Below are 17615 nucleotides of genomic sequence, written 5' to 3' on the forward strand. Positions count from 1 at the left end.
GTCCCTCCGGGCCGGTTCGGCCCGGGAACCGGCGCTCGCGTCCCGTCCCTCCGGGCCGGTTCAGCCCGGGAACCGGCCCGCCGAGCGCAGCTCCCACCGCCTCTCGGCGTACGCCAGGTCGTCGCGCCACAGCCGTCCCGCCGCCGCCCGCATCAGTGGACGCATCAGGGGCGCACTCGCCCTCGCCACCGCGAAACCCCGCCGTCCCGAGGTGGCGACCACCGCCTCCACCACGCTGGTGCGGGGGTGTCCCGCACCGTCGGCGCCCAGCGGCGTGGCATGCGTCTCGACGACCGAGCCACGTCCCTCTCCCGCCTCGATCTCCATCACGACGGTCCTCGGTCCGGGAGCGGTGAACCGCGCCCTGACCGGCACCACCACCCGGTCGGAGAGCCGGAACGACACGTCGACCAGGAAGTGGTCCTCCCGCTCGTCGGTGTCCAGCACCGTCAGATCGACGAAGGAGTACGGGTGGAACCAGGCACCGTGCCACGGATCGAGGCGGTTGGCGACGACGTCCTCCGGTTCGCACCGCCCCACGCCCGACCAGACCGCCGCGACCGACCGGGCCGGGTGGGGACGGGCCGGCACCGAGGGCAGGTCCGTCGGCTCCTCGCCACCGCACCGGTCCAGCCGCACCCACACCAGCACCCCGTCGTCGTGCGCGGGGAAGGGCTCCCACCCGGCGAACGGCCCGCCGTCGAGGGCCAGTCCGTGCCAGTGGCAGACGAGCGTGCCGCACCGCACCCGCGCCTTGCCGAGAGGGGCTCCGAGGTGCGGGCAGGCCCCCGGGCCCGCATGCACCCGGCCGTCCGCACCGCGCCAGGCGACGACCTCCACCCCGGCCACCGTCGCCCCCATCGGCCGGTCGGGCGCCAGTTCACGCGCGGCGCCCAGCACGTACCAGTTGCCCGAAGGCCGTGCCTGCGCCCGCTTCAACGCCCCGGCGATCAGCGCCGGGCGCGCCTCCCGCCAGGTCGGACGCCGCCGGTCCCGGGCGGCCCCCCGGCGCAGCGTGAGCGGGAACCGGCCCGCGCCGGGCCGCCGATCGCTCATGGCGTCCCCTCCTTCCGCGCGGCCGCCGCGAGCCGGGCGGCCATGACCCGCGCCACCCCTCCGGTGGCCACCACCACCCGCCGCCGCCGGGACACCGCCGCGCGCCGGTGCACCGAGGACCAGCCGTCCCGGCGGACCGCGTCCAGGATCTCCCCGTACAGCACGAACGCCGCCCGGATGCACGGCTGGGACACCGGGTCCAGCATGGCCAGCCCCGGCGCGGCCTCCCGGTACACGTCACGGGTGAGCGCGGCCGCGGCCGCCAGCGCCGCGACGATCCGGCGGTCGCGGCGCCCGGTGCGGCGGCTCCACAGCAGCAGCTCCCGGTGTGCGCCGTGCGCCGCCAGCAGGTCGGCCGGGAGGTACACCCTGCCCCGGTCCAGGTCCTCGCCGACGTCCCGCACGAAGTTGGTCAGCTGGAACGCCACCCCCAGCGCGGCGGCGTGCGGCGCGGCCTCCTGACGGGGTACGACGGTGCCGAGCACGGGGAGCATCTGGAGTCCGATGACGGCCGCGGAGCCGTGCATGTAGGCACGCAGCTCGTCGTACGTCGCGTAGTCGGTCACCTCCAGGTCCGCCCGCATGGACGCCAGGAAGTCCTTGAAGAGGACCGGTTCGATGGCGTACGCCGCTGCCGTGTGCGCGAGTGCCCGCACCACCGGCTCACGCACCAGGGCCCCTGCCAGCGCGGTGTCCAGCCGGGTCTCCAGGTCCCGCAGGGACGCGGCCCGTTCACCGTTGGTCGCCGCGTCCCCCAGGTCGTCGACGATGTCGTCGGCGCGCCGGGCGAAGCCGTACAGCGCGTGCACCGCCGGGCGCCGCGCGGGCGGCAGCAGCCGGGTGGCCAGGAAGTACGTCCTGCCGTGCCGTGCGTTCAGGCGGCGGGACCGGGTGTAGGCGACGCGCAGCGCGGGGTCGGAGATCCCCGCCGCGTCGAGTTCACGCACCGTCATACGACCTCCGTCGTGGCCGCACGCCCGTGATCCGGGCGGCGGCGAGCTTCCCGGACAGCAGCACGGTGGGCACCCCCACGCCCGGGGTGGTGCCGCAGCCGGCGAGCACCGCGTTGTCGGTGCCGCGTACGAGGTTGCGCGGCCGGAAGGGACCGGTCTGCGCGAAGGTGTGGGCGGCCGAGAAGGGTGTGCCGGCGGCGTGCCCCGACGCGGTCCAGTCGGCCGGGGTGACCAGCAGCTCCTCCTCCACGGTGGCGCTCAGCCCGGGCAGGCCGCGCCGCTCCAGATGGGCGAGCAGTTCCGCGCGGTACCGCGGCCCCAGACCGCGCCATTCGCGGGCACCGGGCCCGATGTCGGTGTTGGGACAGGGCGCGAGGACGTAGAGCAGATGCCGGCCCGGCGGCGCGAGGGACGGATCGGTGGCCGTGGGGCGTGTGATGAGCAGGGACGGGTCCGACATCAGCCGTCCCGCACGGGTGATCTCCTGGAAGGTGCGGGCCCAGGCCGAGCCGAACGACAGGGTGTGGTGTCCCAGTTCCGGCCAGTCGCGGTCGGTCCCCAGGTGCAGGACCACCGCCGAGGGGGAGTGGCGCAGTCCGGCCGGGCGGCGCGGGCGGCGGCCCAGCAACCGGTAGGCGACGGGCAGGTCGGCGGTGAGGACCACCGCGTCGCACGGCACCCGGCCGCGGTCGGTGACCACGGCGGTGATCCGGTCCCCGGCACGTTCGAGGCGGGTGACGGTCTCGCCGTACCGGAACACCCCGCCCGCCTCCGCCGCCGCGTCCGCCAGCGCACGGGGGAGGGCGTGCATGCCGCCCCGGGGGAAGTACACCCCGGCCACCGTGTCCATGTAGGCGATCACGGCGTACGCGGCGAGCGCCCGCGCCGGTGGAACACCCGCGTACAGCGCCTGGAAGGAGAACACCCGGCGCAGCCGTTCGTCCGACAGGAATCGCCCGATCCGGTCCTCCAGCCGCCCGAAGCCGCCCAGCGCCGCGAGCCGGGCCAGGTCCGCGCCGAGCAACTGGAGAGGGGAGTCGAAGTTCACGTCGATGAACCGGCGCATCTGGGCCCGGTACAACCGCTCCAGCCACTCCCGCAGCCGCCGGTACCCGAGCGCCTCCCGGCTCCCGGCGAACCGTTCCACCTCGGCGGCCATCGCCTCCGCGCCGGTGTGCACGTCCAGCGTGGCGCCGTCGGCGAACCGCGCCCGGTAGGCCGGGTGCAGGGGCACCAGGTCCAGCCGGTCGCCCATCCGGGCGCCGACGGCCGCGAAGGCCTCCTCCACCAGGTCCGGCATGGTGAGCACGGTCGGACCGGTGTCCATGCGGTACCCGCCCCGCGTCTCCAGCCCGGCCCGCCCGCCCGGCACCGAGCCCCGTTCCACCACCGTGACCCGGCGCCCCGCGCCGAGCAGGTGGAGGGCCGCCGACAGCCCGGCCAGCCCCGCACCGACGACCACCACGTGGTCCGTACGCCCCGCAACGGTCCTCATCCGCCATCCCCTCGCGCGCCGACGCCACGTACCTGAAGCCCTTCTCCGCCGACACGCCCCACGGATGCACCCGGCCGCACGGGCGGCGTACCCGCAGTGGATCACCGTTCGGGGCGGAGCGCCTCCCGGGCGCTTCCGTCCGGGCCCCGTCCCGCCACCGCCCGTCCTCCGGTCGCCACCGGCGGACGCATCCGGTCGTACCCGCCGGGCGGAACACAGGGGGAGGGGAGGAACGTGGAAGAGGCAGGACGATCCGGCAGGGAGCCCCCATGACCCATTCGAGCGTGTCGGTGGTGCTGTTCACCTCGGACCTGCGGCTGCACGACCACCCGCCGCTGCGGGCCGCCCTCGCCGGCGGCAGGCAGGTGGTGCCGCTGTTCGTCCGCGACGCCGCGATCGAGCGGGCCGGGTTCGCGGTTCCCAACCGCAGGGCGTTCCTCGCCGACTGCCTGCGTGACCTGGACGAGGGGCTGCGCGCGCGGGGCGGGCGCCTGGTCGTCCGATCCGGTGACGTGGTGCGCCAGACGTGTGAGGTCGCCGCCCGGGCCGGGGCGTACGAGGTCCACATGTCCGGCGAGCACACCCGCTACGCCCACCGCCGGGAGGACCGCCTCCGCGCGGCGCTGGAGGCCGACGGCCGCCGCCTGTTCGTCCACGACACCGTCGTCACGGCGGTGGAGCCCGGCGAGCTCACCCCCGCGGGTTCGGACCACTTCGCCGTGTTCACCCCGTACCACCGGCGCTGGACGGCACACCGGCTGCGCGAACCGGGCGCCGCCCCGCGCCGCGTGACGGTGCCCGACTCGGTGCCCTCGGAGGCGCTCCCCTCACGCGACGACGTGCCCGGCACCTCCCCGGGTCTCGCCCCGGGCGGCGAGCGGGAAGGGCGCGGGCGCCTCGCGGCATGGCTGCGGACCGGCGTGGACGCCTATGAGGAGCGCCACGACGACCTTGCCGCCGACGCCACCTCCCGGCTCTCGCCGCACCTCCACTTCGGTACGGTGTCGGCGGCCGAGGCCGTCCACCGGGCGCGCCGCGCGGGCGGCCCGGGCGCGGAGGCGTTCGTACGGCAGCTCTGCTGGCGGGACTTCCACCGGCAGGTGCTCGCCGCGCGCCCGGCCGCCGCCGACCGTGACTACCGCACTAAGCACGACCGCTGGCGCACGGAGAGGTCGGCGGCCGACGACATCGAGGCGTGGCGGCGGGGCCTGACGGGCTATCCGGTCGTGGACGCCGCCATGCGGCAGCTCGCGCACGAGGGCTGGATGCACAACCGCGGCCGACTGCTCACGGCGAGCTTCCTCGTCAAGACGCTGTACGTCGACTGGCGCGTCGGCGCGCGGCACTTCCTCGGCCTGCTGGTCGACGGTGACATCGCCAACAACCAGCTCAACTGGCAGTGGGTGGCGGGTACCGGCACCGACTCCCGTCCCAACCGGGTCCTCAATCCGGTCACCCAGGGCAAGCGTTACGACCCCGACGGCACCTACGTGCGCCGGTGGGTGCCCGAACTCGCCAATCTGGAGGGGCCGGCCGTCCACGAGCCCTGGAAACTGCCGTCCGGCGCCCGGGCCCGCAACGGCTACCCGGACCCGATCGTCGACCTCGCCGAGGGCCTGGCCCGGTTCAGGCGGGCCAGGGGCCGGGAGTGAGCGCACGGGCGCCCGCGCCGCGGCCGACTCGGCTCCGCGGTCACCCGTCCCGGGTGACCGGGAGGCTCTTCACACCGTAGACATCGGCGCTTTCCGGGCGCGTGGCCGGCGCGCGGCGCGGCCGGTCGGGCCGGTTTCCGCAGCAGCGCGAAGGTGCCGAGGGACAGCAGGCACCGCCCCGGCCGCATGCCGTGGGCGGGCATGCGGCCGCGACGTCTCAGCCTCCCGTGGCCGGAGGGGGCGGGGTCACCGCACGGGCGAGGAGGAGTGCCAGCGACGTCAGTCCGCCCAGCACCGCGGCGGTACCGGGGTAGCCGCCGAGCGCCAGGCCCACGCCGCCGAGCCCGGCACCGAGGAAGACCCCGAAGCTCATGCCCGCGGCGTTGACGCTCAGGGCCGTACCGCGCAGGGAACCGCAGCGTCGTACGAGCAGCGTGGTGACGCACGCCGCCACCGTCGCGTGCCCGGCGCCGACCAGAGCCGTCAGGGGCAGTGCGAGGAACAGCGACCGCGTGAAGAAGACGCCGACGAGGGCGGACAGTGCCACCAGCAGCGCCAGTGCCATCAGACGCTCGCCCGCGATCCTCGGCCGTTCGGCGCTCAGCAGCCGTCCGGCGAACAGGTTCCCCAGGAAGAACGACGTGCCGCTGAGCGTCCACACCACCGCGAACGTCTCCGGCCCGAGCCCGAAGCGCTCGTCGTAGAAGGCCGCCAGGTAGGCGAGGTAGCCCATGAACGCCGCCGTCCGCAGCATGGCGACCAGCAGCAGCGGGACCACTCCGGGGAGGGCTCCCAGCAGCCGGAACGACTCCAGGTACCCCGGTTTCCCCGCCCCTTCCGCCGCGCTCGGCGCCCCGCCGTCCGCACCGTGGCGACGGCGGCCCCGCAGGAGGAAGTACAGGGCCAGCACGGACGAGACCGCGGCGATGGCCCACAGGTCGCCCTGCCAGCCCCACAGCAGGGCCGGCAGAGCGACGAGCGGCGCCGCGAGGAGGGCCGTCAACGACTGCGTGGCGGTGATCAGCGTCGCCGCGCGCCCCGCGGCGGCGTCGTTGTCGAAGCGGTCGGCGGCGGCCGCCGTCAGTGCCGGGTTCAGTACCGCCGTACCGGCGCCGACGAGCAGACAGAAGGCCGCCAGCAGCAGGAAGTCACCGGTCGCGCCCAGTGCGGCCGAGACGGCCAGGACGGCGAGTCCGCCCGCGGCCGCCCACTCCTTGCGTACGCGGTCGATCAGCGGGGCGAGCGCGGTGCCCACGGCCAGGGCGGCGAGTCCGCCGAGGCCGCGCAACTGGCCGAGCGCGGCGACACCGCCGTCCGCCGCCCCGGCGATGGGCACGAGGAAGGTGCTGTAGATGGTGAAGGGCACCAGCCCGACGGCCGACGCGAGCATGAACGGCCACAGGAGGCGGGTCATCCTCAGATCGCCCGGTACGGCTCCGCCGTCCGCCGGAGCCTGCCCCACGGCCGCGCCGGCGGCCTTGCCGGGGGCCTCGGTGCCCTGGGTCTCGCTGCTCATGCCTGCTCCGCCCGGTACCGGTACAGCGCGGTGGCGTCGGCGCTGAACTGGGAGAAGGGGAAGGGCTCGGCGGACAGGGCGGTCACCCCGGCGCCCAGGAAGGCGCGCGCGACGGCGCTGCCGGTCTGGGCGTACATCACCAGGGGGAGTTCGTGCTTGCGGCAGTGCTCGACGATCCGGTCGAAGCTGCCGTTGCTCAGCGTCATGCCGGTGGCGACCACGGCGTCCGCCTCGGAGAGGACCTGCGTCATGTCGTCGGTGACGGGGTCGCCCCAGTTGGTGGTGCGCAGGTTGAAGTCGCAGGGCAGCGGTACGCCGCCCCGCTCGCGTATCGCTGCGACGAGCGGGTTGACGACACCGATCAGCGCGACCTTCGCCCCGGGGGTGATGTCGAGGAGACCCGCGACGGCCGCGTCCCTGGCCTGCGCGCGCTCCTCCGGCGTCCCGGTGGGCAGGGTGACGGTCTCGGCGTTCGCGGCGCTCCGGTGCGGCTGGACGCGCCCCAGATAGGCGTCGAGCGCGGCGATGCGCACCGGCGCCGAGTCGTGCCGGACGAGGCTGTCGAGGGTGTGCCCGGAGGCGTCGGCGCAGAAGTCGGGGGCGACCTCGCCGGTTTCGAAGGAACAGGCGCCGAAGGCGTCGCCGGACCTCATCAGCAGGTAGCTGTTGCGGTAGGTGACCCGGCTGCCGGCGAGCCGGGTGGTGTGGTGGAGCCAGAAGGCGCTGGACACGGCCAGTTCCCGGGGCGGTGGCCCGTAGGCGCCGTCGAGGACGGCCTGCTGGAGTTCGGGTACGGAGTACGGCTGTGAGGGAGACATGTCGGTTCTTTCCGGTGGGTGTTGGCCGAAGGGGAAGGGGAACGGCGGTGAGAACGAGGACGGTACGAAGGAGCGGTCGGGACGCCCGGCCGGGGACGCTAGGCCCTCTCGGGCACCAGGACGGGAGCGCCGCGCAGCAGCGCGCTGTCCCTCGGCGGCCAGTCCATCGCCGACCACGGGTGCCGCAACTCCTCCTGCGCCGTGACCTCATGGGGCCGCATCGATCCGAGACCCACGGCGTCGGTGTGGTGGGCGTAGGCGCTGTCCACGTACCGGTGCCCGGTGTCGGCGGCGAGGAAGACGTACGTCCTGTCGGTGTCGCGCTGCCGCTCCCACAGCGTGGCCAGGTACGCGGCCCCCGCCGACAGTCCGGCGAAGATCCCGCTGGCCCGCAGGAGTTCCACGGCGCCGGACATGGCGTAGTCGAAGTTCACCCAGTGGATGCGGTCGTACAGGTCGTGCCGGACGTTCCGGAACGGGATCGAGCTGCCGATACCCGCGATGATCATGTCCGGGTCGGAGACGTGCTCGGCGCCGAAGGTGACGCTGCCGAACGGCTGTACGCCGACGAGCGTCACGTCCAGGCCCGCCTCGCGCAGGTAGGTGGCGATGGCGCCGGTGGACGCCCCGGTGCCCACGCCCCCGACGAGCGAGAGCGGGCCCTCCGGCACCTCCTTGCGGATGAGGGCGGCGACATCGCGGTAGCCGAGGTAGTGGATGGAGTCGTGGTACTGCCTCATCCAGTGGTAGTGCGGGTTCTCGCGCAGCAGTTCACCGATCCGCTCGACGCGCAGGTTCTGGTCCAGGCGCAGGTTCTTGGACGGCCGGACCTGTTCCAGGGTGGCGCCGAGGATCTCCAGCTGGACGCGGAGGGTGCGGTCCACCGTCGTCGAGCCGACGATGTGGCAGTGGAGGCCGTAGCGGTGGCAGGCCAGGGCGAGCGCGTGGGCGTAGATGCCGCTGGAACTGTCGACGAGGGTGTCACCGGGCACGACCTGCCCGGTCTCCAGCAAGTGGCGTACGGCGCCGAGGGCCGAGTACAGCTTCATCGTCTCGAAGCGCAGACAGATCGCCCCCGGCGGGACGGTCACGACGTCCGGTTCCTTGACGGCCTCGGCTATGTGCTCGTGCATGTCGTTGTCCTCCCGGTCAGGCGGCGTCGCGGCGGATGAGCTTGAAGAGGTACGCCTGGCAGTTGTCGCCCTCCCACGTCCGGCGGTGCAGGATCTCGGGCCGGAATCCGGCGTCCATGCCGTGGGCGACGATCCGCTTGAGCTCGGCGGTGTTGGACACGACCAGGTGGATCTCGCCCTCCGGTGCGAGCAGGTCACGCGTGACGATCTGGTCGAAGAAGCGTGTGACGATCCCGGCGCCCACGCAGACGTTGCGTACCACCGTCGGGTCGTCGCTGGTCCTGGTGCTGACAGCGGGCGGGTTGAAGGTGACGACGTCCAGCCGGGCGGAGTCGGGGAACTCCTCGAAGAGGTTGGACACCAGGGGCCGGAAGACGGTCCCCGGCCGGTCACCGACGATGCGCCGGTAGTGGTCGGCGGCCGTCGCCACGCTGTCCGGGTGGACGTCGGCCGCGTAGATCTCCCGCGCTCCGAGCGTGCCGGCGACGACGGCCTCGACACCGAGGCCGGCGCCCATGGCCGCGTACGACCTGCCCTTGACGGGGATCGTGCCGTCGAGCAGCCGGTCGTGGACGATGCGGCTGGTGTCACCCGGCCTGAAGACGCCCGGCGGCAGGGTGAACGTCCAGCCGTTGTAGGCGTACGTCCGCGTGGTGTGGATGTCGGACGGGGAGCTGTTGATCGCCAGGATCTCGTCGCGGGGAAGCGTGTCGGGGAGCGATTCCAGCAGGGCACGGGCGTCGTCCCGTGACGCCGCTGGGCCGGCTGCGGGCCGGTCGGTCATGTGTCCTCCGTGGTCGGGGTGTTCGGGGGGAAGCCGGTGGTGTCAGGAACCGGACGCGGTCGGCGCGGTCGTCTCCGCGGCCGTCGGGCCCGTACCGAGATCCATGGCGCGTACGAGGCGCCGGGTGAGGCCGGCCCGTGGCGCGCGCAGCACCTGCTCGGGCGCGCCGGTTTCGACGACGCGGCCGCCGTCGACGACGACGACGTGGTGCGCGACGGCGGCGAGGAGTTCCAGGTCGTGGCTCACCCAGAGCAGCGCGGTGCCGTGCTCCTCGCGGAGCCGGGCGAGCTCGGCGAGGACCGCTTCGGTGGCGGCCGGGTCCAGGGCCGTGGTGATCTCGTCGCAGACCAGGACGTCGGGCGCGGCGATGACGGCCCGTGCCAGCGCCGCACGCTGCAACTCACCGCCGGACAGCCCGGCGGCGCGCCGTCCGCCGGTCTCCTCGTCCAGCCCCAGCCGGCCCAGCAGCCGGTGCGCCTCCTCCAGAGCCTCGGCGGGCGCGCCGCCGCGGAGCCGTACGGCGGTACGAGCCACCTGCTCGACCACCGGATGCCGCTCGTCGAAGGACGCGCGGACCTCCTGCCAGACGTACTGCACACGCCGCTTCTGCTCGGTGGTGCGCCGCCGCAGGACGGGGAGCGCCACGCCGTCCAGCAGCACCTGGCCGCGCAGGCGTTCGTGGAGCCCGGCGACGCACCGGGCCAGGGTCGTCTTGCCGCTGCCGGACAGCCCGGCCACACCGACGCACGCTCCGGCGGACAGGCGCAGGTCCACCCCCTGCAGCACCGGGCCGCGGCCACGGCCGTGCAGGTACGCGGAGAGGCCGCGTACCTCCAGGACGGGTGGGCGACCGGGGCCCCGGGGCATGTGGCGGACGGTGGCCGGGCCGGGGCGGGCGGGCAGGGCCTCGGCGGGAGTACCCGAGGCCACCACCCGTCCGCGTCGCAGGACGACCACGTGGTCGGCGAGTGCCCGTACCAGGTCGTGGTCGTGGCTGAGCAGCAGGAGCGCGAGCCCGCCGCGTACGAGGGCCGCCAGCTCTTCCGCCAGCCGCATCCGGGCCACCGTGTCCAGACCGGTGCTGGGCTCGTCCAGGACGAGGACGCGGGGCCGGCACACCAGGGTCTGGGCGAGCGCGACGCGCTGGCGCTGCCCGCCCGAGAACTGGTGGGGGAAGCGCCGCTCGACGTCCCGCCCCGGGGGCAGCTGGGCGGACCGGAGCGCCTCGGTCACCGCCGTCGCCGGTGCGGTACCCGGGCGGTGCAGCCGGGCCAGCTCGGCCAGGACGGCGCCGGTGCGGCGGGCCGGGTTGAGCGCGCTCCCCGGGTGCTGGGGCATGTAGGCGATGACGCGCCCGGGCAGCGCGGCGGCCCGTGCGGTCACCCCGTCCTCGTCCACGGCCGTGACGCCGTCGGCGACGACCCGGCCGCTCAGCCGTACGCCCGGCCCCGCCTCGCCCAGGAGGGCCAGGGCGGCGGTCGTCTTGCCGCTGCCGGACGGGCCGACGAGCGCGGTCACCCGGCCCTCGTGGAGGTCGAAGTCCACCGCGTCGAGGAGCACGGTGTCCCCGGCGCGTGCCGTCAACTCCCGGACGGTGACGAGCGGGGTCATCGGACGGCCTCCCGAGTACGGCGGCGGGAGCGGCCCAGCAGGCGGTCGGCGAGCAGGTTGAGGCCCACGGTGAACATGACGAGCATCGCGGCGGGCGCCAGCACCGCCCACGGCTGGAGCAGCAGACCCTCGCGGCCGCGTGAGATGCTCACCGCCCAGTCGGGCGCGGTCGGGCTGAGCCCGAGCCCGAGGAAGTTCGCCGAACCCACCAGGAACACGGCGAGCGTGATACGGGTACCGATGTCGGCGGCCACCGGGGCGATCACGGAGCGCGCGATGTGGTCGAGCTGGACGCGGATGCGCGACTCGCCCTGGAGCCGCAGCGCCTCGGTGACCGGGCTGCTCGCCGCGTCCAGTGCCGCCGCCCTCACGAGCCGGGCCACCGGCGGGACGTTGACGGCCGCGACCGCGAGGGCGATGGCCAGGGGGGAACCGCGCCAGCCGACCGCGACCACGCTGATCACCAGCAGGGTCGGCAGCGGCAACAGCACGTCCAGAGGACGGATGAGGAGTTCGTCCGCCCACCGGCGGCGCGCCGAGGCCGCCAGCAGACCCACGATCCCCCCGGCGAGGTAGGCGACGGCGACCGCGCCGAGCGCCATGCCCAGCGCGCTGCGCCCCCCGTGCAGCAGCAGGGCCAGCACGTCCCGGCCCAGCCCGTCGGTCCCGAGGAGGTGTCCGGCGTCACTTGCCGCGTACGGGGCGGACACCCCGGCGGCCGGCGCGTCGGCGAACAGCGGCCCGAGCACGGCGACCCCCAGGGGCAGCGCGAGGAGCACGGCACCGAGGGGCGCCGCGGCCGGGGTGATCCTGCCGTGCCCCGGCCGGAAGCCGGGTCGCTGCAGGGCCTTCATCGAAGGACCTCCGTCCGTGGTACGAGTCGATGGGAGAGCAGGTCGGCGGCGAGGCTGAACAACAGCGCCGCGGCCGCCACCATCAGGGCCAGGCCCTGCACGGTGGGCACGTCCCGCGCCTCCACCGCCCGCACCAGCGCGGTCGCCACCCCGGGGATCGCGAAGACCGCCTCGACGATCAGTACGCCGCCGACCAGGTTGTCGCCCACCCTCGCCAGCTCCTGGATGCCGGGAACCGCCGCGTTGGGCAGTACGTGGCGCAGCAGCAGCGTCCGGCGCGGCACGCCCAGGCGCCGGGCCTGGGCGACGTAACCGGCCCGCAGCACCGTCACCATGCCCGCCCGCACCTGGCGGGACAGCAGGCAGACCATGCGGGCGGCCACCACCGTGACCGGCAGGACCAGCAGCGCGGGCCGCGCCAGCAGGTCCGCCGCGCCGACGCCGACCCAGGTGGCGGGCAGCCACCCGAGCTTCAGCGACAGCCCGGTCACCAGCAGCAGCGCCAGCACGAAGTCGGGTACGGCGTTCAGCGCCAGGGTGACGGACGTGACGGCCCGGTCCAGGCGGCCGCCCTCGCGCAGGCCCGAGACGATGCCGAGGGCGACGGCCAAGGGGACGACCACGGCGAGCGTGACCGCCGCGAGCACCAGTGTGGTGCCGACCGTTCCGGTCAGGATGTCCAGCACCGGACCGCCGCTCACCAGCGATGTGCCCAGGTCGCCGGTGAGGACCCCCGACGCCCAGTCGGTGAACCGTTCCAGCGGCGGGCGGTCCAGGTGGAGTCGCTCGCGCAGCGCCGCCACCTGCTCGGCGTCGGCGTCCTCGTTGTTGCGGACGTCGGCCGCGTCTCCCGGCAACAGGGAGGTCAGCACGAAGACCAGCACGGCGAGCAGGGCGAGTTGGACGACACCGAGCGCGACGCGCGTCAGGGCGTACCGGCGCATCGTCAGGCCAGCCACGCCTTGTCGAAGCGTGCCGAGCCCAGGGTGTTGGGCGGAGCCGCCTCGATGCCCCGGACCCGCGACGAGACACCGTTCAGCCAGTCCGGGTGGCCCCAGATCAGCAGGCCGCCCTCGTCGTGGAGGGTGCGCTGCAACCGGCCGTACAGAGCGGTGCGTTCGGCCACGTCAGTGGTGGACTGGGCCTTGGCGAAGGTGGCGTCGAAGTCCTTGCGGCGCCAAGCGGAGGCGTTGAACGCCGACTTCGTCAGCAGGCGGTCGTTGATGTAGTTGGGGATCGTCATCGCGCCGGAACGGTGGCTGCCCATCGCACCCTTGGTGAGCTGGTCCTTGAAGTACGTCTCCGACGCACCCGTGGTGACCTTCACCCGCAGACCGGCGTCGGCGGCCTGCTCCGCGAAGAGGGTCGCCGCCTCCACGAAGCCGTTGGCGGCCGAGGAGGTGTAGATCGACAGGGTCTTGTTGAGCACGCCGGCCTTCTTCAGCAGCGCACGCACCTCCTCGACGTCACGCGTACGCTGCGGAATGTCCTCGGGGTAGTACTGGTAGCCCTTGCCGAACATGTCGTTGCCGACCACGCCCTGGCCCGCCAGGACGACCCGCACCAGCTTCTCGCGGTCGGCGAGCAGCTTGAACGCCCGTGTGACGTCGGGGTTGTCGAAGGGCTCCTGGTCGCACTTCATCACGATGGCGTGGGCCGTGCTGCCCTTCGCCGCCAGGATCCGCACCGATGCGTCGGCCTGTACGGTCCGGGCGAAGGTCGGGGTCATCTCGTAGCCGAACTCCGCCTCGCCCGCCCGCAGGGCGTTGCCCCGGGCGTCGGCGTCGGCGGACAGGATCCTCAGCTCGTCGACGTAGGCCCCGCCGTCCCAGTGGTCGTCGAACCGTTCGGCGACGAAGGCGCGCCCGGCCCGGAAGGACTTCAGCCTGAACGCCCCGGTCCCCACGGGCTTGGCGGGGTCGGCGTAACGGGAGCTGACGACGGCCGTGCCCAGCGTGCCGAGCAGGGCGGGGAACTCGGCGCCGGGCTGCTTCAGCGCGACCTCCACGACGTTCTTCCCGGCGCTCCGGCTCTTCTTGAGGTCGATGACGGAGAGCAGGCTCTGCGCGAAGTGGGTGGTCGCCTTCGGGTCGAGGATGCGGCCGAAGGTGAACAGCACGTCCTCGGGCGTGAGCCGCTTCCCGTCGTGGAACAGCGCGTCGCGCAGCGTGAACCGCCACAGCGTCGCGTCGGCGTTGGACTCCCATGTCCGGGCGAGGCGCGGCACCGGCTTCATGGTGGCGTCCAGGTCCACGAGCCGGTCGAAGAGGGCCTTGGTACGGGCCATGTCGATGGCGAGGGCCTCGGCGTGCGGGTCGATGGTCTCCTGCTCGCCACCCCCGGTGAACAGCGCCCGGAACTGACCGCCGCGCCGGGGCTTCGCCTTGTCGCCCGCGGCCGCTCCGCCGCTGCCGGCGCCGCCACCGCACCCGGTGAGCGCCAGGGCGCCGGCACCGGCGGCGGCACCGGTGAGGGCGAGGAATTCTCGACGGTTGTGCCAGATGGACATGCTGCTCCCAGGAATCACGTGAGTGGGCCCCCGCACCGCGGCCGCGCCGGACGGAGGACGGACGGTGGGGGGCGTGAGCAGCATCGACTATATGAAAATGATTGTCAACATCGTCTGATGATCCGTCGGTCGCGTGATCATGCCTCGACGCCTGTGGTAGCTTGCGCGGGCCAGTCGAACTCCGTGCGTATGCACGTGGGTCAGGGAATCCGGTGGGAATCCGGAACTGACGCGCAGCGGTGAGGGCGACGGGCGTGGCAGCAAAGCCACTGGGCCGGATCCCCCGGCCCGGGAAGGCGCCTCGCCCGGATGACCCCGAGTCCGAAGACCTGCTGGCACGTTCCGTACGGACGGGCCCCGCGCATGGGCCCTCGACGCTAGGACATCGCCGTGCCCCTCACGCGCCCCACGCCTTCGTTCGCCCTGCTCGCGTGCGGGGCCCTCCTCCTGACCGGATGCGGCGCCCCCGCCGGGTCCCCGTCGCCCTCCTCCGACCGGGCCCGGGTGCTCGACAACTGCGGCCGGAAGGTGGAGATCCCGGAGAAGGGCCCACAGCGGGCCGTCTCGCTCAACCAGGGCACCACCGAGATCATGCTGTCCCTGGGCCTGGCCGACCGGATGGCCGGAACCGCCACCTGGACCGACCCCGTCATGAAGGGCCTGGAAAAGGCCAACGCGGGAGTGGAGCGGCTCGCCGAGAACAACCCCTCCTTCGAAAGAGTCCTCGACACCGAACCCGATTTCGTCACGGCGTCGTTCGCCTCCACCCTCGGCAAGGGCGGCGTGGCCACCCGCGAACAGTTCACCAAGCTGGGGGTGCCCACCTACCTCTCGCCGTCCGACTGCGAGGGCAAGGACAACAGCGGCTCGGGAGACGGTGTCCGCACCAAGCCGCTGACCATGGACACGGTCTACGGGGAAGTGCGCGACCTCGCCCGGGTCTTCGGCGAGGAGAAGCGCGGCGACCAACTGGTCGCGCGGCTCACCTCCCGCGTCACCCGAGCGACCACGGGCCTCGACGCCTCCGACGTCACCCTGCTGTACTGGTTCTCCGACGCCAAGTCGCCCTACATGGCGGGCTGCTGCGGAGCCCCCGGCATCATCACGCGCGAACTCGGCGCCAAGAACGTCTTCGACGACACCACCGAGGAATGGCCCCAGATCAACTGGGAGACCGTGGCCGACCGCAACCCCGACGTCCTGGTGATCGGAGACCTCACCCGCAAGGCACAGACGGGGGAGAGCGCCGCGAAGAAGATCGAGTTCCTGGAGTCGAACCCCGTCACCAGGAACATGGACGCCGTCAAGCACCGGCGGTACGTCCTGGTCAGCGGCCAGGCCATGAACCCGACCATCCGCACGGTCGAAGGCATCGAACAAGTCGCCGCCGGACTGCGCCGGTTCGGTCTGGCGAAGTGACGACCACCCTGCTGCGCACGGCGGCGGGGTTCGCGGCGCTCGCCGCGTCCGTCGCCGTGGCGATCACCATCGGCCCCGCGGACATCGGTGTCGCCGACGTCTGGTCCGTCGTCGCCGCCCACCTCGGCGGGGACGCCCCCACCCTGACACCCATCAGGGACGGGATCGTCTGGAACCTCAGGCTGCCCCGTACCCTGCTGGCCGCCGTGTGCGGCGCGGGACTCGCGCTGTGCGGAGCGGTGATGCAGTCCCTGCTGCGCAACCCGCTCGCGGACCCCTTCGTCCTCGGTGTCTCCTCCGGAGCCTCCACCGGCGCGGTCGCCGTGGTCGTCCTCGGCGTGGGCGGGGGAGTGCTGTCCGTCTCCGCGGGTGCCTTCGCCGGCGCGGTGTGCTCGTTCGCGGCGATGCTGCTGCTGAGCCACACCCTCGGCGGGACCACCGACCGGGTCGTGCTGTCCGGTGTCGCGGCGATGCAGCTGTTCTCCGCACTCACCTCCTTCATCGTGGTCACCTCCGCCGACGCGGAGACCACCCGAGGCGTGCTGTTCTGGCTGCTGGGCTCGCTCAGCGGCGCCGGCTGGACCGACGTCTGGCTCGGCCTCGCCGCCCTCGTACTCGCCCTCGCCGTCTGCCTCGGCCATGCCAGGACCCTGGACGCGTTCGCCTTCGGACAGGACGCGGCGGCCACCCTGGGCGTGAACGTGGCCCGCGCCCGGACGGCACTGCTGTGCGTCACCGCCCTGCTCACCGCCGCCCTCGTCAGCTCGGCCGGCGCCATCGGCTTCGTCGGGCTGGTGCTGCCCCACGCCGCCCGCGCCCTCACCGGCCCGGGACACGGCCGGCTGCTCCCCGCCACCGCGCTGGGCGGAGCCGTGTTCCTGGTGTGGATCGACACCCTCGCCCGGACCGCCATCGACCCGCAGGAGATCCCCGTCGGCGTCGTCACCTCCCTGGTCGGCGTCCCCGCCTTCGTACTCGTCCTGTACCGGACCCGGAGAACCCGACGATGACCCTCAGCGCCGACCACGTCTCCCACACCGCCGACGGACGACTGATCCTCGACGGCGTCGCCATCACCCCGCCCACCGGCGCCATGACCGGCCTCCTCGGCCCCAACGGCTCCGGCAAATCCACTCTGCTGCGCATCCTCTGCGGGGTACTGGCCCCGGACTCCGGAGTGGTCACCCTGGACGGCCACCCGCTGGACAGCCTCCGGCGCAGGGACGTCGCCCGGCGCGTGGCCGTGGTCGAACAGCAGGCGGACACCCTCGTCGAGCTCACCGTCGCCGACGTCGTACGGCTCGGCCGCATCCCCCACCGCCGCGCCTGGACACCCCCGGGGCCGGGCGACGAGCGGGCCACGCGCGACGCCCTGGAGCGCACGGGACTGGCCGACCGGGCGTACCAGCCCTGGCACACCCTGTCCGGAGGAGAACGCCAGCGCGTACACATCGCCCGCGCCCTCGCGCAGGAACCGCGCGAACTCCTCCTCGACGAACCGACGAACCACCTCGACATCCAGCACCAGCACGACCTGCTGCACCTCGTCCGCGGCCTCGCCGTCACCAGCGTCGTCGCCCTGCACGACCTCAACCTCGCCGCGATGTACTGCGACCACGTCGTGGTCCTCCGCCAGGGCCGGGTCGTCACCGCGGGCGCGCCGCGGGACGTACTGACCGAGACGCTCATCGCCGACGTCTACGGCGTCCGGGCCGAAGTCACCGACCCGGACGCCGACGGCCGCCCTCACGTACGGGTGCTCGGCACCCTGGCGCAGTCACCGGCCCGCTCGCACCGGCCGGGCTGACCTCCCCG

15 protein-coding genes and 1 riboswitch are annotated in these 17615 nt (G+C 73.7%); of the genes, 4 read left to right on the forward strand and 11 right to left on the reverse strand.

Going from position 1 to position 17615, the window contains the following annotated elements:
- Window positions 1-60 precede the first annotated feature (60 nt).
- The 3 genes from ACZ6C1_RS18865 to ACZ6C1_RS18875 are packed head-to-tail and all read right to left on the reverse strand — an operon-like array spanning window position 61 to window position 3504.
- A complete protein-coding gene (locus tag ACZ6C1_RS18865) occupies window positions 61-1056 on the reverse strand; it encodes a DUF5914 domain-containing protein (RefSeq protein ID WP_469242218.1) in 996 nt (331 codons plus the stop codon).
- Window positions 1053-2009 (reverse strand): phytoene/squalene synthase family protein, encoded by a 957-nt coding sequence (locus ACZ6C1_RS18870; protein WP_469242219.1) that lies wholly within the window; start codon window positions 2007-2009, stop codon window positions 1053-1055. Before ACZ6C1_RS18870 ends, ACZ6C1_RS18865 begins: the two co-directional genes overlap by 4 nt.
- A complete protein-coding gene (locus tag ACZ6C1_RS18875; protein WP_469242220.1) occupies window positions 1996-3504 on the reverse strand; it encodes a phytoene desaturase in 1509 nt (502 codons plus the stop codon). The genes ACZ6C1_RS18870 and ACZ6C1_RS18875 overlap by 14 nt, the downstream gene beginning before the upstream one ends.
- 269 nt (window positions 3505-3773) lie before the next feature.
- Between ACZ6C1_RS18875 and ACZ6C1_RS18880 the strand changes: the two genes are divergently transcribed.
- Entirely contained in the window at window positions 3774-5156 is a 1383-nt protein-coding gene (locus ACZ6C1_RS18880) for a cryptochrome/photolyase family protein (RefSeq protein ID WP_469242221.1), read from the forward strand.
- Between the two features lie 217 nt (window positions 5157-5373).
- On the opposite strand, the gene ACZ6C1_RS18885 is transcribed toward ACZ6C1_RS18880, so the two are convergent.
- The 8 genes from ACZ6C1_RS18885 to ACZ6C1_RS18920 all read right to left on the reverse strand — a co-directional run bounded on the left by ACZ6C1_RS18885 (window position 5374) and on the right by ACZ6C1_RS18920 (window position 14381).
- Window positions 5374-6672 (reverse strand): MFS transporter, encoded by a 1299-nt coding sequence (locus ACZ6C1_RS18885; RefSeq protein WP_469242222.1) that lies wholly within the window; start codon window positions 6670-6672, stop codon window positions 5374-5376.
- Window positions 6669-7490 (reverse strand): Rossmann-like domain-containing protein, encoded by an 822-nt coding sequence (locus ACZ6C1_RS18890; protein WP_469242223.1) that lies wholly within the window; start codon window positions 7488-7490, stop codon window positions 6669-6671. The genes ACZ6C1_RS18885 and ACZ6C1_RS18890 overlap by 4 nt, the downstream gene beginning before the upstream one ends.
- 98 nt (window positions 7491-7588) lie before the next feature.
- Window positions 7589-8623, reverse strand: a complete 1035-nt coding sequence (locus tag ACZ6C1_RS18895; RefSeq protein WP_469242224.1) for a pyridoxal-phosphate dependent enzyme — start codon at window positions 8621-8623, stop codon at window positions 7589-7591.
- A gap of 16 nt (window positions 8624-8639) precedes the next feature.
- Complete coding sequence (locus ACZ6C1_RS18900) at window positions 8640-9407, reverse strand: class I SAM-dependent methyltransferase (RefSeq protein WP_469242225.1); 768 nt, start codon at window positions 9405-9407, stop codon at window positions 8640-8642.
- Window positions 9408-9449: 42 nt separating this feature from the next.
- On the reverse strand, window positions 9450-11018 hold the full coding sequence (locus tag ACZ6C1_RS18905) for an ABC transporter ATP-binding protein (protein ID WP_469242226.1): 1569 nt from the start codon (window positions 11016-11018) through the stop codon (window positions 9450-9452).
- Entirely contained in the window at window positions 11015-11872 is an 858-nt protein-coding gene (locus ACZ6C1_RS18910) for an ABC transporter permease (protein WP_469242227.1), read from the reverse strand. Before ACZ6C1_RS18910 ends, ACZ6C1_RS18905 begins: the two co-directional genes overlap by 4 nt.
- Window positions 11869-12816: an ABC transporter permease gene (locus ACZ6C1_RS18915; RefSeq protein WP_469242322.1), complete on the reverse strand. Its 948-nt coding sequence runs from the start codon at window positions 12814-12816 to the stop codon at window positions 11869-11871. The genes ACZ6C1_RS18910 and ACZ6C1_RS18915 overlap by 4 nt, the downstream gene beginning before the upstream one ends.
- Window positions 12817-12818: 2 nt before the next feature.
- Window positions 12819-14381, reverse strand: coding sequence for an ABC transporter substrate-binding protein (locus ACZ6C1_RS18920; RefSeq protein WP_469242228.1), 1563 nt, complete (start codon window positions 14379-14381; stop codon window positions 12819-12821).
- A gap of 154 nt (window positions 14382-14535) precedes the next feature.
- Window positions 14536-14732, forward strand: a riboswitch (cobalamin riboswitch).
- Between the two features lie 39 nt (window positions 14733-14771).
- Between ACZ6C1_RS18920 and ACZ6C1_RS18925 the strand changes: the two genes are divergently transcribed.
- The 3 genes from ACZ6C1_RS18925 to ACZ6C1_RS18935 are packed head-to-tail and all read left to right on the forward strand — an operon-like array spanning window position 14772 to window position 17607.
- Window positions 14772-15800 (forward strand): ABC transporter substrate-binding protein, encoded by a 1029-nt coding sequence (locus tag ACZ6C1_RS18925; protein WP_469242229.1) that lies wholly within the window; start codon window positions 14772-14774, stop codon window positions 15798-15800.
- Window positions 15797-16810, forward strand: coding sequence for a FecCD family ABC transporter permease (locus ACZ6C1_RS18930; RefSeq protein WP_469242230.1), 1014 nt, complete (start codon window positions 15797-15799; stop codon window positions 16808-16810). Before ACZ6C1_RS18925 ends, ACZ6C1_RS18930 begins: the two co-directional genes overlap by 4 nt.
- Entirely contained in the window at window positions 16807-17607 is an 801-nt protein-coding gene (locus ACZ6C1_RS18935; protein WP_469242231.1) for an ABC transporter ATP-binding protein, read from the forward strand. The genes ACZ6C1_RS18930 and ACZ6C1_RS18935 overlap by 4 nt, the downstream gene beginning before the upstream one ends.
- The last annotated feature ends 8 nt before the right edge of the window (window positions 17608-17615 follow it).

The organism is Streptomyces sp. NPDC041796, from assembly GCF_055590785.1.